The 12560-nt window shown below is 61.6% G+C and carries 15 protein-coding genes; 6 read left to right on the top strand and 9 right to left on the bottom strand.

Features of this window, described 5'->3' with window-relative positions:
* Positions 1-102 precede the first annotated feature (102 nt).
* Together NKH57_RS08620 and NKH57_RS08625 are read right to left on the bottom strand one after the other, a co-directional pair.
* The gene (locus tag NKH57_RS08620; RefSeq protein WP_352943517.1) at positions 103-687 is read right to left on the bottom strand and encodes a GDYXXLXY domain-containing protein; all 585 of its coding nucleotides are present in this window, start codon (positions 685-687) and stop codon (positions 103-105) included.
* Positions 684-1802 (bottom strand): DUF2157 domain-containing protein, encoded by a 1119-nt coding sequence (locus tag NKH57_RS08625; RefSeq protein WP_352943519.1) that lies wholly within the window; start codon positions 1800-1802, stop codon positions 684-686. The genes NKH57_RS08620 and NKH57_RS08625 overlap by 4 nt, the downstream gene beginning before the upstream one ends.
* A gap of 235 nt (positions 1803-2037) precedes the next feature.
* Here NKH57_RS08625 and NKH57_RS08630 point away from each other — a divergent pair, with 235 nt between their 5' ends.
* The 5 genes from NKH57_RS08630 to NKH57_RS08650 all read left to right on the top strand — a co-directional run bounded on the left by NKH57_RS08630 (position 2038) and on the right by NKH57_RS08650 (position 4856).
* Positions 2038-2178 (top strand): DUF1127 domain-containing protein, encoded by a 141-nt coding sequence (locus NKH57_RS08630; protein WP_013531315.1) that lies wholly within the window; start codon positions 2038-2040, stop codon positions 2176-2178.
* A 49-nt stretch (positions 2179-2227) separates the two neighbouring features.
* The gene (locus NKH57_RS08635; protein WP_023757605.1) at positions 2228-2368 is read left to right on the top strand and encodes a DUF1127 domain-containing protein; all 141 of its coding nucleotides are present in this window, start codon (positions 2228-2230) and stop codon (positions 2366-2368) included.
* A 390-nt stretch (positions 2369-2758) separates the two neighbouring features.
* Positions 2759-4177 carry a methylenetetrahydrofolate--tRNA-(uracil(54)-C(5))-methyltransferase (FADH(2)-oxidizing) TrmFO gene (gene trmFO, locus NKH57_RS08640; RefSeq protein ID WP_352943522.1) on the top strand — a complete coding sequence of 473 codons (1419 nt, stop codon included), beginning with the start codon at positions 2759-2761 and terminating at the stop codon, positions 4175-4177.
* Positions 4178-4249: 72 nt separating this feature from the next.
* A complete protein-coding gene (locus NKH57_RS08645; RefSeq protein ID WP_352606997.1) occupies positions 4250-4540 on the top strand; it encodes a type II toxin-antitoxin system ParD family antitoxin in 291 nt (96 codons plus the stop codon).
* Positions 4524-4856, top strand: coding sequence for a type II toxin-antitoxin system RelE/ParE family toxin (locus NKH57_RS08650; protein ID WP_352606995.1), 333 nt, complete (start codon positions 4524-4526; stop codon positions 4854-4856). Before NKH57_RS08645 ends, NKH57_RS08650 begins: the two co-directional genes overlap by 17 nt.
* Positions 4857-4864: 8 nt before the next feature.
* On the opposite strand, the gene NKH57_RS08655 is transcribed toward NKH57_RS08650, so the two are convergent.
* From NKH57_RS08655 to yajC, 6 genes are all read right to left on the bottom strand, one after another.
* Complete coding sequence (locus NKH57_RS08655; RefSeq protein ID WP_352943524.1) at positions 4865-5815, bottom strand: sterol desaturase family protein; 951 nt, start codon at positions 5813-5815, stop codon at positions 4865-4867.
* Positions 5815-6249 carry a hypothetical protein gene (locus tag NKH57_RS08660; RefSeq protein ID WP_352827825.1) on the bottom strand — a complete coding sequence of 145 codons (435 nt, stop codon included), beginning with the start codon at positions 6247-6249 and terminating at the stop codon, positions 5815-5817. The genes NKH57_RS08655 and NKH57_RS08660 overlap by 1 nt, the downstream gene beginning before the upstream one ends.
* An 82-nt stretch (positions 6250-6331) precedes the next feature.
* Positions 6332-7174, bottom strand: a complete 843-nt coding sequence (locus NKH57_RS08665; protein WP_352827827.1) for a phytoene/squalene synthase family protein — start codon at positions 7172-7174, stop codon at positions 6332-6334.
* A gap of 1 nt (position 7175) precedes the next feature.
* On the bottom strand, positions 7176-7568 hold the full coding sequence (locus NKH57_RS08670; RefSeq protein ID WP_352827830.1) for an Mth938-like domain-containing protein: 393 nt from the start codon (positions 7566-7568) through the stop codon (positions 7176-7178).
* Between the two features lie 28 nt (positions 7569-7596).
* Positions 7597-10146: a protein translocase subunit SecDF gene (gene secDF, locus NKH57_RS08675; protein WP_352827833.1), complete on the bottom strand. Its 2550-nt coding sequence runs from the start codon at positions 10144-10146 to the stop codon at positions 7597-7599.
* 51 nt (positions 10147-10197) lie between these two features.
* A complete protein-coding gene (gene yajC, locus NKH57_RS08680; protein WP_008876289.1) occupies positions 10198-10536 on the bottom strand; it encodes a preprotein translocase subunit YajC in 339 nt (112 codons plus the stop codon).
* Between the two features lie 254 nt (positions 10537-10790).
* On the opposite strand from yajC, the gene NKH57_RS08685 reads away from it, so the two are divergent.
* Complete coding sequence (locus tag NKH57_RS08685; RefSeq protein ID WP_352606983.1) at positions 10791-11666, top strand: ATP-binding protein; 876 nt, start codon at positions 10791-10793, stop codon at positions 11664-11666.
* A 38-nt stretch (positions 11667-11704) separates the two neighbouring features.
* Here NKH57_RS08685 and NKH57_RS08690 read toward each other — a convergent pair whose 3' ends face one another.
* On the bottom strand, positions 11705-12541 hold the full coding sequence (locus NKH57_RS08690) for a helix-turn-helix domain-containing protein (protein ID WP_502907271.1): 837 nt from the start codon (positions 12539-12541) through the stop codon (positions 11705-11707).
* Positions 12542-12560: the final 19 nt, after the last annotated feature.

A 12560-nucleotide genomic window follows, 5' to 3' on the forward strand; every position in this document is an offset into this window, starting at 1 on the left:
TATAGTGGCACACGCTCCGCCCGGCGGGGTACCACAGTTGATACAAAAATGAGTCCATTCCGGCGCCGCGCTGTTCGCACCGATCACCGGCATCCATCGTTATTAATATAGCGGTTCCTCGAACAGCGTCCTGTCACCGTCGACCAGCGCCTTGATTTGCGCGGTGCCGTCACTGGCGAGCGCGAGCCGGATGCCGAACGGCCGCACCCGCATGTCGTTCTGGATCGCCGTCCCCTCGCCTTCCGGCAAGTAGAAGCGCTCGATGCCATAGTCCGGCGCGATGGTCGTGACATCGCCGCGAAGATCCCAGCCCTCGGCGACATGGCCAACGATATCAACCTCGCCGGCAGCGGCCGGCGTCGGCGCCTTGCCGAACCAGGCGGTCATCGGCTGCCAATAGCCATCGGCGCCCTTGCTCAGGCGGACGACGATCATGGTGTCGTCGCTCGAAAATTTGCCGGGCGGAATGTTGGTGATCATTTTCACCGGTATTCGCGAAATCTCGTAGCCGAGGACAACATAGTCGCCGCGCAGGAGGTCGCGCGGGTCGATGGGTTCGACCTTCAGCAGCACTTCCTTGCCGTTGCGCAGGATCGCCGCTCGGCCGGCGATGATCCAGCCCAGGAAGCCGATCTGGACAAGCGCCAGCACCAGCGCCGAGACAACAAGTCTTTTCCCGGTCATCATGCTGCGACTCCCCCGGCGACTGGACCCTTCATGCGTTTTTCCACGCGGATGATGACCAGTGCAAGGACGCCGAGCAGCACCGCGGCGGCCAGGAAGAAGCCGGCCGTGTCGAGCATCGATTGCAAGGTCACGACATAGATGATGGCAAGTTCGAAGGCGAAACCGGCATAGGCAAGCCAGCGCAACCCACGGCTCTCCCGTCCCGCCAGCACGATTGCCGCGACGATGCCGGCCAGGGCGATGACCGAAGCGATGGCGAAACCGCTGTTGTAGGTGCTTTCATCGGCCAGTTCGAACTCGATCATCGCCAGGCCGGTGAGGAAGCCGAGCAACGCGTGCAAGGGTAAGCGGCCGCCGAGTTGCACGATCCTGTCGACGGGGTCTGGCGCCAGGACCGAGGCCGCGAACAGCAGCGCCGAGACGATGACCAGCGGGATCGCAACCTGCAGCGTGTCGTGGTTCGTGATCAGCAGCACCAGGTAGGACAACACCGACAGGATGATCAGGTGCCGCGCCGGCTGGCTGCGGGTCCAAAACGAGACGGCATACAGCACGGTCGCCATGACGACGAAGGCATGCGGAAATTCACTGCGGCTGAAATAGTCGAAGCCTCTCAGAAACAGCCAGGCATCGGCAATGCCGACAGAAGCGACAGTCAGCGGGTTCGAACGCAACATCACCGCCGCCAATGCCGTGCCTGTGCCCCAGGTGACCAGAGCCGACGCCTCGTCGCCGGACAGATGATACATCTGGCCGATAAGCGCGATCGAGCCGCCGAAAGCCGCTGCGGCCACGATCCACAGCGCCTCGCCGATCGCCGCATGGTCGCGCGTTTTCAACACCGCGCCGCCGATGTAGCCGCCAACGATGACCGCAAAGAGTGCCAGAACGCGCGCCAGCCGCGGAACCGTGTCCCAGTTGGCGGCGACGAAAATCAGGATGGAGGCGCCGAATAGCAAGGCAGCCATCATCGCCAGGATCGAGCCGAAGCTGAGCGATTTGCGCTCGTTAGCCTCGATATCGCGTGCGAGCGAATCGGCCGTCGGCGCATCGATCAGCCCGGCCTGCTGCCAGCGGGCAATATCCACCCTGACCCGCGACGAATAACCCGCCATGCCGCTTCTCCCCAGTTTGGTCTTCTTGTCAGCCGACGAGGTCAAACCGTTGACGCTGCGGCATTTTCCGATTCGGGTTTCTTTGTGTCAGGTCCGTGAACGCGCGTTAATGCTGCATTGCACAATTTGCATTGCTGCCATGCAGCCATAGCGCTTTTAAATCGATATAGGCCCGCCTATTTATGGTTCGTACACAAACGGAATGATCCGCAAGAAAGACGAAACGAGAACTACCATGAACCTGATCCGCAACTACCGCAACTGGCGCCGCTACAGAGACACCGTGTCCGAGCTGAGCCGCCTGAGCAACCGCGAACTGACCGACCTCGGCATTAGCCGCAGCGATATTCCTTACGTCGCTCGCAAGGCGGTCTAATTCTTCGGACCGCGAATGGTCCGAACCAGTTTTGAAAAAGAGAACGACAATGAACCTGATCCGCAACTATCGTAACTGGCGCGTTTATCGCGAGACGGTTACCGAGCTGGGTCGCCTCTCGAACCGCCAGCTGCATGACCTCGGTATCGTCCGCGACGAAATCAAGGTCATCGCCCGCCGGGCGATCTAACCAGAATTTCGCCAGGGTCGACCTCCTCCCCGACCTTGACGGATCCGGTCAACCTTCACCTCCTCCCGAGGGTTGACCACAAAAACGGCGCCCGCCGCACCTCCTCCCGCGGCGGGCGTTGTTTTCCCGGGGCAAGGCTGATTTTGCCCCAGAGGTTTCGCCCCTCGTAAAAACAGCGAAAGAGTTTTCGTCAAAGCCGACCTCCTCCCCGGCGATGACGAATACGGTCGGCCTTCACCTCCTCCCGAAAGTCGACCCAAAAAACGACACCCGCCGGACCTCCTCCCCCGGCGGGTGTTGTTATATTCGGGGTTGATTCTCCGAACCGCTGTTTGCCTGCGCTACGCACGGCAATTGCAATCGCTGCATCAAGCGATTATTCCGACGCTCATGAGCAAAAATCCCATCCACATCATCGGCGGCGGCCTCGCCGGTTCCGAAGCCGCCTGGCAGGCAGCGCAGGCCGGCGTTCCCGTCATCCTGCATGAAATGCGACCCGTTCGCGGCACCGATGCACACAAGACCGATAGCCTGGCCGAGCTGGTCTGCTCCAACTCCTTCCGCTCCGACGACGCCGAAAACAACGCCGTCGGCCTGTTGCATGCCGAAATGCGCCTGGCCGGCTCCTTGATCATGAGCGCCGGCGACGCCAACCAGGTGCCGGCCGGCGGTGCCCTTGCCGTCGATCGCGACGGTTTCTCCGATGCTGTGACGAAAAAACTCGAAGCCCACCCGCTGATCACCATCCAGCGCGAGGAAGTGCCAGATCTGCCGCCGCCGGATTGGGACCAGGCGATCGTCGCCACCGGTCCGCTGACCGCGCCTTCGCTTGCCCAGTCGATTGCGGAGGCGACCGGCGCCGATGCGCTCGCCTTCTTCGACGCGATCGCGCCGATCGTCCATTTCGACACGATCGACATGAACATCTGTTGGTTTCAGTCACGCTACGACAAGGTCGGACCCGGCGGTACCGGCAAGGACTACATCAATTGCCCCATGGACAAGGACCAGTACCTTGCTTTCGTCCAGGCGCTGGTCGACGGCCAGAAGACCGAGTTCAAGCAATGGGAAGGCACGCCCTATTTCGACGGCTGCCTGCCGATCGAGATCATGGCCGAGCGCGGCGTCGAGACTTTGCGCTATGGGCCGATGAAGCCGATGGGGCTGACCAATGCCCACAACCCGACGGAAAAGGCCTATGCCGTCGTCCAGCTGCGGCAGGACAATGCGCTGGGCACACTCTACAACATGGTCGGTTTCCAGACCAAGCTCAAGCATGCCGAGCAGGTGCGCGTGTTCCGCACCATACCGGGTCTCGAAAACGCCGATTTCGCCCGGCTCGGCGGCTTGCACCGCAATACCTATATCAACTCGCCGACCCTGCTCGATGCTTCGCTGCAACTGAAATCGCGCCCGGGACTACGTTTTGCCGGCCAGATCACCGGCTGCGAAGGCTATGTCGAGAGCGCTGCGATCGGCCTGCTCGCCGGCCGCTTCGCCGCCACTGAGCGGCTCGGCCAGGCGCCGTCGCTGCCGCCGCTCACCACAGCGTTCGGCGCGCTGCTCAACCACATCACCGGTGGCCACATCGTATCGGATGACGAACCGGGAAAACGCTCCTTCCAGCCGATGAACGTCAATTTCGGCCTATTCCCGCCCGTGGAGGCGCCGAAGTCCGAGGGCAAACGCATGCGCGGCAAGGACAAGACCGTTGCCAAGCGCCACGCCATCACATCACGCGCACGCGCCGATTGCCGGCAGTGGTTGGGACTGCCGGTGCAAACGGAAACGGCCGAAGCGGCGGAGTAGCAGCTTCTTCTCCTGATGGACCTTACGCGTCAAGTAGGATATTATCCCACTTCGCGCGTAAGAGAGACTGCCATGGAATCCGCCGAGAAACTATCCGTCACCGTCACGCCCGCAATGGCGCGCATGATCCGCGAAAAGGTTGAAGACGGCTCCTTCGGATCGGCCAGCGAGGTCATCCGCGCCGCCCTTCGTGCCTTCCAGCGCGAAGAGGAAGAGCATGCCGAGCGCATGGCCTCGATCAGGGCCCGGGTTAAGGCGTCGATGGAGGATACAAGGCCAGGCCGTTCGGGAGAAGAGGTTCGCGCTCACCTCCGGGGCCTCTTCGCCCAGTATTCGAGCCGTGCTGATGATTCGGCGGCTTGAGGTCGAGTATCGCGAAGATGCCAGAAATGATCTTGCCAACATTTTCAGACATGTAGTCGAGGCCAGCGGAAGTCCCGATGTCGCATTGAAGTTCGTTCTGCGGATCGAAGACCGGTGCCAGAGCATCGGCAACGCGCCTCGCGGCGGTCGTTCCCGCGACGACATCCTGCCGGGATTGCGAACAGTTCCGTTCGAGCACTCTGCAGTCATCGCTTACATCGTCGACGACAACTTCGTCCGCATCGTTAGTGTTTTCTATGGCGGCCGCGACTATGAGACGCTCATGCGTGATGGCGGGTCGAGAGAACCTTCCTGAGGCGATAGTTATTCGGCTAGCTCGACACCAGCCATCGGCAACCCTGGCTTGCCGGCCTCGTCAGGATTTCGCCTGACATAGGCAGCCTTCAGGCTTTCCGAGGTTTCGCGGGAGCCGTCATGGCTCCAGCCTGGCGGCTTGATCAGGTAATTCAGGCGATCGCTCAAGGTCAGCCCCGGCGCAAGGGCGTCCCTGAACATGCCGATCCATTCATGGAACGCGACCTTCAGCGGATTGAAGGTGCCGAGGTTCCTGACGATGCCGTAGCGCGGCCGGTCTTGTTCCAATTCCCCGACGAAGGTGCCAAACATGCGATCCCAGATGATCAGCGTGCCGGCGTAGTTGGCATCGAGATAGCGCGGATTGGTGGCATGGTGGACGCGGTGATGCGAGGGCGTGTTGAAGACGAACTCGAACCAGCCCCACATCTTGCCGATCGTCTCGGTGTGGATCCAGAACTGCCAGACCAGATTGAAGCCGAAGGTGAAGGCAATGACCGCCGGATGGAAGCCGAGCAGCACCAGCGGCGCCTGCAGCACGAACATGAAGGTAAACAGGCCGGTCCAGCTTTGCCGCAGCGCCGTCGACAGATTGTAGTGCTGGCTGGAATGGTGGTTGACGTGCTCCGCCCATACCCAGCGCACCCGGTGCGCGATGCGATGATAGAGATAGTAGCGCAGATCATCGAGCAGGAAGGCGGCAAGGAACACCCAGACCGACAGGCCGAGATTGAAGACGCGGAATTGCCACAGCCACAGCAGCGCCCAGTAGGACACGACGCCAAGCAGCAGCCCGGCAACGACATTGCCGGTGCCCATCATCAGGCTGGTCAAGGTGTCGCGCGTCTCGAACGATCCCTTGGCGCGGCCGGTTCGCACCAGCCAAAGCTCGATCAGGATCGCGGCAACGAAGAACGGAATGGCCAACTGAGTAACCTGCGGGAAGTTGTAGTCGTCCATCACGCAGCCTCCCGGGCGGAACTTGGATGTTGCGGCTGAAGTGTCTTCAGCAAGCCTTGTGCATCTGCTGCGCTGGAAAAGCGAAAGCGGCCGCCCTTCCAGGTGAAATCGGCGAGCCGGAACGAGACCGTGTTCACATCTCCGACGTTCAAAACCGCCACATCTTCAGGCGTGACGATGCGGGTCAAAAAGCAGTCGCCGATGCTATGAACGATCCCGATGCGCCCTCGCCCGATATCCAGAAAAGCGGTCCTGGCGTCCGCCGTCAGGCGGATCAATGCCGCTATCTCGTCGGGAAAATCCTCGGCGAATCGGCGCATTGCTTGATCGGCGCCGGCCAGCGTTGCCGTCTTGCTGCCGCCGGTGAAATGCACCGCGGCAACCGACAGCGCAATGCCAAGGGCGACGATCGCGATCAGCAGCGGCAGGCTCATGAACGGGTATCTCCTCCGGCCGGCCTGTCGTCTTTGGCGATAGTTCTGGCTCGAGGACTCCTTAGCATGATTGACGTTTACGTCAAAATGCCGGCCAGCCTTTGGTCGCGCGGCGCAAAAGCAGCCAATGCCGGCGCACGGCGGACAGCCGCGCCACACCGTCGAGTGGGGAGCCGCGCTCCATTTTCGTGAGATAGGCGCGCGACAGCGCCAGCGGTAGAAATGCCGGGCGCAGCGAGACCGCCAACGCCGCAGCACCTTGCTCGAAGGCGGAAAGATGGTCCCGCGCCAGAGCGGTCATTGCCGCCACTGCGCGCTTGGCACCGGGACCGCCATCGCCTGTGATGAATTCTTGCGGCGAAGAGCCAGCCGCAGCAAGGATATCGGCTGGGATAAAACACTGTCCGCGCTTGCGGTGCAATGGCAGCAACAGCAGCAGGCCGGTCATCGCCTGCGCGCAGCCTGCCCTGCCCGCCAGTTCGGCAAAGCGCGGCGCCTCGCCGGGATCGAGCACCATTGCCGCAAGCTGAATGAGCGCGGCGGCCGTCTCGCCGCAATAGCCTTCAAGATCGGTGCGCGACGGCATCGGGTCGTCGTAAAGATCGAAGATGCGCGCATCGAGCATGTTCTCGAAGGCCAGTCTCGGCAGGTTGAATGTCGCTATGGTGGCATTCAAGGCTTCGGCTGTGGGATGGCCGGCGCCGGCCTCGCCGCCGGCGGCTATGACATCGCGCCACCATTGCAGGCGCACCTCGCCCGGCAACGCTTCGTGGATGCGGTCGCGGATGCCTGCGACTTCGGCGTTGAAGGCGTAGAGCGAAAACAGCGCGTCGCGCTTGTCTGCCGGCGCATAAAGCGCCGTGAGATAGCGGTCAGGGTCGCCGGCGCGCACTGCGTCCATGACGATTTCGGCATTTTGAGACATGTCAGTCGACGGCAATGAGCGCGGCGGCCACGGCGCGCTCTTCCGCCAGAAGGACATTGTAGGTCCGTACCGCTGCACCGGTCGACATCGGGTCGGACGCAATGCCGGCCGCTTTCAGCGCGGCCCGTAGTGTGGCGGGCAATGGCCTGAGATCCCTGCCCATGCCGACCAGCAGTATCTCGACTTTTTCGGCTTCTCCCAGCAGCTTGTCGAAATCCGCCACAGTCAGGGCAAACGGATCCGCCGGTTCCCAGCCATGGATGCCGGATGGCAGGCAGAGCAGCGAGCCGCGATGCGACATGTCGGCAAAGCGGAACCCGCCATTGCCGTAGGCTTCGATCGGCGCGCGGCCGGGAAAATGAGCCTCGCGGATGACGATGCCTTTGCTGGTCACCGTTTTGTCACCCCTTCGGGGCGGCGCGTCAGGTCGCGACCGCCTTGCCACCGCCGAGCGGCTTCTCCTCGTCTACCGAAGCCTGCGGCCGCAGCTTGAACAGGATCAGCAGCGGTGCCGCGATGAAGATCGACGAATAGGTGCCGAAAACGACGCCGAACAGCATCGCCATGGTGAACGAGCGGATCACCTCGCCGCCGAAGAGCACCAGCGCCAGCAACGCAAGGATCGTCGTCACCGAGGTCAGTGTCGTTCTCGACAGCGTCTCATTGATGGCGTTGTTCAAGAGTTGCGGCAGCGGCATCCGCTTGTACTTTCGCAGATCCTCTCGAACACGGTCATAGACCACGATCGTATCGTTCAGCGAATAGCCGATGATGGTCAGGATCGCCGCCAGCGATGACTGGTTGAATTCGAGCCCGCTGATGACAAAGAAGCCAAGTGTCATGACCACATCGTGCACCGTCGCCACGATGGCACCGACCGCGAACTGCCATTCGAAACGGAACCAGACATAGATCAGAATACCAAGCAGCGCGATCAGCATGGCGATCGTGCCTTGCTTGGCGAGTTCGCCCGAGACGGTCGGCCCCACCACTTCGACGCGGCGGAAGTCATAATTGTCCTGCAGTTCGCCGCGCACCTTGTCGATGACGGTCTGCTCGGCATTCTCGCCGCCATCCTGGGTCCCGACACGGATCAACACGTCGTTCGGCGTACCGAACTGCTGGACTTGCACCTCACCGATATTGAGTTCGGTCAGTCGCGCGCGGAGGTCTGCGAGGTCGGCATTGCCGCTCTTGGCCTGAACCTCGATCAGCGAACCGCCCTTGAAATCGATGCCGTAGTTGATGCCGACCGTCATGAACAGCACCACCGACAAGATCGACAGCACGCTCGACAGCGTGAACGTCCAGCGACGGATTCCCATGAACGGAATTTTCGTGCCGGCGGGGACGAAGGTCACTGGCGCACGCGGCAACTCCTTCGGGCGAGCGCGGCGCAGCCAGATCGAGACCAGCAGACGGGTGAAGGTGAACGCGGTGAAGACGGTCGTCAGGATGCCGATCGCATACGTGATGGCAAAGCCCTTGACCGGTCCGGTACCGAGATAGAACAGCACCACGGTCGCGATCAGCGAGGTGATGTTGGAATCGACAATCGTCGCCAGCGCTTTGGTGAAACCGGTATCGATCGCCTGGATCACCGAGCGGCCGGCACGCCGCTCCTCGCGGATACGCTCGTAGATCAGCACGTTCGAGTCGACTGCCATGCCGATGGTCAGCACAATACCGGCGATACCCGGCAAGGTCAGTGTCGCGCCGAGCAGCGAGAGCAGTCCGACGATCATTGCCACGTGCACCGCTAGCGCGATGTTGGCGAGGAAGCCGAGCAATCCATAGGCAACGAACATGAACACGACGACCAGGATCGAACCAATGATGCCGGCGACCTTGCCGGCATGGATGGAATCCTGGCCGAGACCCGGGCCAACCGTGCGCTCTTCGATCACCGTCAATGTCGCGGGCAAGGCACCGGCGCGCAGCAGCACGGCCAGGTCGTTGGCGCTCTGGGCGGTGAAATTGCCCGAGATCTGGCCGGTGCCGCCGAGGATCGGCTCGCGGATCTGCGGCGCCGAAATCACCTGGTTATCGAGGATGATGGCAAACAGCTTCCCGACATTCTGCGCGGTGGCTTGGCCGAAACGCGCAGCCCCCTTCGAATCGAAACGGAAGGAGACCACCGGCTCATTGTTCTGCGAATTGTATGTCGCCTGCGCATCCACGAGATTTTCGCCGGAAACGATGACGCGGTTCTCGATCAGATAGGGAACCGGCGGGTCGTCCTGCGAATAGAGCACGGACGAGCCGGCGGGCGGACGACCGTTGAGGGCGTCCTGCACCGGCATCGACTGGTCGACCATCTGGAAGGTCAGCTTGGCGGTCTGGCCGAGGATTTCCTTAAGCCGCTGCGGGTCCTGAAGACCCGGCACCTGGACAAGGATACGATCGTCGCCCTGCCGCTGCACGATGGGTTCGGTCGTGCCGAGTTCGTTGACGCGGCGCTCGACCACCTCGATCGACTGCGTCAACGCCGTCGATGTGCGATATTTGATGCCGGCGTCGGTGACGTTGAACTTGAGCAGGCCGGGCTCGGAATCGTCGAGCGTCATTTCCTGGATGGAGCCGCCGGTGAACAGGCCGGCAGCAACCGGATCGGTTAGCGTCTTCAGCGCCGTCTTGGCGGCATCCACTTGAGTGAGATCGGTGATGCGGACCTGCAAGGTCCGCCCCGTGCCGGCAAGGCCGGTATAGCCGATCTTGGCGTCACGCAGCAGTGTGCGGATTTCGTCGCGCGTCGTCTCCAGCCGATCCTTGATCAGATCGTTCTGATTCATTTCCAGCAGGATGTGCGAGCCGCCCTGCAGGTCGAGGCCGAGCGTCATCTGACGCTTCGGCACCCAGCTGGGCAGTTGGGCCAAGGTGCTTGCGGGGATGAGATTGGGCGCGGCGAGGATCACCGTGATGGCCACTGCCACCCAGATCAGGATCATCTTGAAGCGCGAAAAATACAACATATGGCGTCGTCCGTCAGAGCGTGTCCGCGGATCGCTCCGCCTGAAATCTGGTTATTTCTTGGCGTTCTGGTTCGCCACCGGCTCGCCCTTGACGCGCACATCGGCGATCGTCGAACGCAGCGCGGTCACCTTGGTGCCACCGCCGAGGTCGATCTCGAGTTCGTTATCGTCGATCACCTTGGTCACCTTGCCGACAAAGCCGCCGCCGGTGACGACCGTGTCGCCGCGACGAACCGCCGCCAGCATCTCGCCGCGCTTCTTCAACTGCGTGCGCTGCGGCCGGATGATCAGAAAATACATGATCACGAAAATCAGGACAAACGGCAAAATGCTGATGAACATGTCGGGAGAAGCGCCGACGCCTTGAGCGTATGCCGGTGTCACGAACATCGAGGTACTCCTGAATTTAGAAAACAGCCGCCAACTTGGCGGCCCCTTGAAATTTGGCCGGAATATAGTCGGTAAAGTTGTCAATGCAACTGCGCGGCCAGCCAAATCGGCTGCTTTTCCGGCCTGTTGAGCCGTGTTAGAGCATGATCGCGAAAAGCGCGAGCCGGTTTTGAGAAAAGATCATGCTCGAACAAAAGGTTGCAACCGATTTCGAACCTCGACGCGACAGGTAAAACAGAAAACAAAAGACAGACATGACCGACAGCAGCATTGAAGCCCTGAACCAGAAACTCGACAGGCTGATCGAGGCGGTGAGCCGCCTCGCCCCGCCGCCAGTGCCCCAAACCGACCTCGGCGAGGCCGATTGCTTCGTCTGGCAGGCCGATCCGGGCTATCTGGAGCCGGTGCGCAACGTCAACCGCGTCGACATCGGCCTGATCCGTGGCGTCGACCGCGTCCGCGACATCCTGGTCGACAACACCGAGCGCTTCGCCGCCGGCTATCCAGCCAACAACGTGTTGTTGTGGGGTGCGCGCGGCATGGGCAAATCGTCGCTGGTCAAAGCCGTCCATGCGCGGATCAACGGCGAGGCCAAGTCCGAGCTGCCGTTGAAGCTGATCGAAATCCACCGCGAGGACATCGACACGCTGCCGAAACTGATGGGATTGCTGAAGGCAGCCTCCTTCCGCTTCATCCTGTTTTGCGACGACCTCTCCTTCGACCACGACGACACCTCCTACAAGTCGCTGAAGGCAGCACTTGAAGGCGGCGTCGAGGGACGCCCGGCTAATGTCATCTTCTACGCTACCTCGAACCGTCGCCATCTCCTGCCGCGCGACATGATCGACAATGAGCGCTCGACCGCCATCAACCCGTCCGAAGCGGTTGAAGAAAAGGTCTCGCTCTCCGATCGTTTCGGCCTGTGGCTCGGCTTCCACAAATGCTCCCAGGACGAATATCTCGACATGATCGACGGTTATGTCCGCCATCACGACCTCGCCATTGATCCCGAGCAACTGCGCGCCGAAGCATTGGAATGGGCGACGACCCGCGGCAGCCGCTCGGGCCGCGTCGCCTGGCAGTTCACCCAGGACCTGGCCGGCCGGCTCGGCAAACCGCTGAAGGATTGAGGCGTGGATTGCGTCACCAACGCAATCCAAAGACAAGGTCATTTGGGCCGCGACGCCCTTCGCAAGTCACGCGGCGTTTGGCCGATCTCGCGGCGCATCCAATGCGCCAGATGTGACTGATGTGCGAAGCCCGTCAACTCTGCGACCTCGCTTGTGCTGAGATCGCCTCGCTGCAACAGAACCCGTGCGCGTTCGACGCGACGTCGTAACACGTAGCGGTGCAGGGTAAAGCCCGTCGCCACCTTGAACCATGTCCGCAAATGCGAACTGCTCGCGCCGGCAACCCGGCTTAGTCGATCGATCGAGAGGGGCTCGTGTAATGCGGCCTCAATGTGCTCCAACACGCGCTTGAGCTGGGTATCCGACAGCCGGTTCGTTCGATCGATACCAGGATCATCGAGGCCAAGCAGCCTCACCGCGAGTGCGGCACCAACGCTGTCGGCAAACAAGGAACCACTCGGCGCGTTTGCATTGAGATCGCTCTCGAGTGCTCGAGCAAGATGTTCGATGCGCGGGTCCCGAAGTAAGTGGCGTGTGTCGAGCCGCGATGCTCGCGCCTTGCCACCAAGTTCCGCCGCCACCCTTTCCATCAAGGCCGGCCGCAATGCAATCTCAATGGTGTCGAACGGGCTTTCGGCCTCGAAGCCGCCCTCTTGGCCGGCGGGTACCAGGTCGATATCGCCGGCTCGCCTCACGAAATATCGTCCAACCTCATTGCAGTAAGAGCGCGTCGCCGCGCTTGCATGCACCATGATGCGATGGTGTGGCACCCGCGACAGACGATGGACGCCTGCTTCGACATGCCGGGAAACCATCGTTACGTGGGACGAGGATTGGTCCGAAGCGAATTGCGAACGCATGCTCTCTCGATTCATGGCAAAATCTGTTGAAGAT

This window comes from Mesorhizobium sp. M1050 (assembly GCF_040318715.1).
GTDB lineage: Bacteria > Pseudomonadota > Alphaproteobacteria > Rhizobiales > Rhizobiaceae > Mesorhizobium.

Coding starts and splice junctions, on each gene's coding strand:
- NKH57_RS08620 (WP_352943517.1), bottom strand. CDS start 687: ATGATGACCGGGAAAAGACTTGTTGTCTCGGCGCTGGTGCTGGCGCTT.
- NKH57_RS08625 (WP_352943519.1), bottom strand. CDS start 1,802: ATGGCGGGTTATTCGTCGCGGGTCAGGGTGGATATTGCCCGCTGGCAG.
- NKH57_RS08630 (WP_013531315.1), top strand. CDS start 2,038: ATGAACCTGATCCGCAACTACCGCAACTGGCGCCGCTACAGAGACACC.
- NKH57_RS08635 (WP_023757605.1), top strand. CDS start 2,228: ATGAACCTGATCCGCAACTATCGTAACTGGCGCGTTTATCGCGAGACG.
- trmFO (WP_352943522.1), top strand. CDS start 2,759: ATGAGCAAAAATCCCATCCACATCATCGGCGGCGGCCTCGCCGGTTCC.
- NKH57_RS08645 (WP_352606997.1), top strand. CDS start 4,250: ATGGAATCCGCCGAGAAACTATCCGTCACCGTCACGCCCGCAATGGCG.
- NKH57_RS08650 (WP_352606995.1), top strand. CDS start 4,524: ATGATTCGGCGGCTTGAGGTCGAGTATCGCGAAGATGCCAGAAATGAT.
- NKH57_RS08655 (WP_352943524.1), bottom strand. CDS start 5,815: ATGGACGACTACAACTTCCCGCAGGTTACTCAGTTGGCCATTCCGTTC.
- NKH57_RS08660 (WP_352827825.1), bottom strand. CDS start 6,249: ATGAGCCTGCCGCTGCTGATCGCGATCGTCGCCCTTGGCATTGCGCTG.
- NKH57_RS08665 (WP_352827827.1), bottom strand. CDS start 7,174: ATGTCTCAAAATGCCGAAATCGTCATGGACGCAGTGCGCGCCGGCGAC.
- secDF (WP_352827833.1), bottom strand. CDS start 10,146: ATGTTGTATTTTTCGCGCTTCAAGATGATCCTGATCTGGGTGGCAGTG.
- yajC (WP_008876289.1), bottom strand. CDS start 10,536: ATGTTCGTGACACCGGCATACGCTCAAGGCGTCGGCGCTTCTCCCGAC.
- NKH57_RS08685 (WP_352606983.1), top strand. CDS start 10,791: ATGACCGACAGCAGCATTGAAGCCCTGAACCAGAAACTCGACAGGCTG.
- NKH57_RS08690 (WP_502907271.1), bottom strand. CDS start 12,541: ATGAATCGAGAGAGCATGCGTTCGCAATTCGCTTCGGACCAATCCTCG.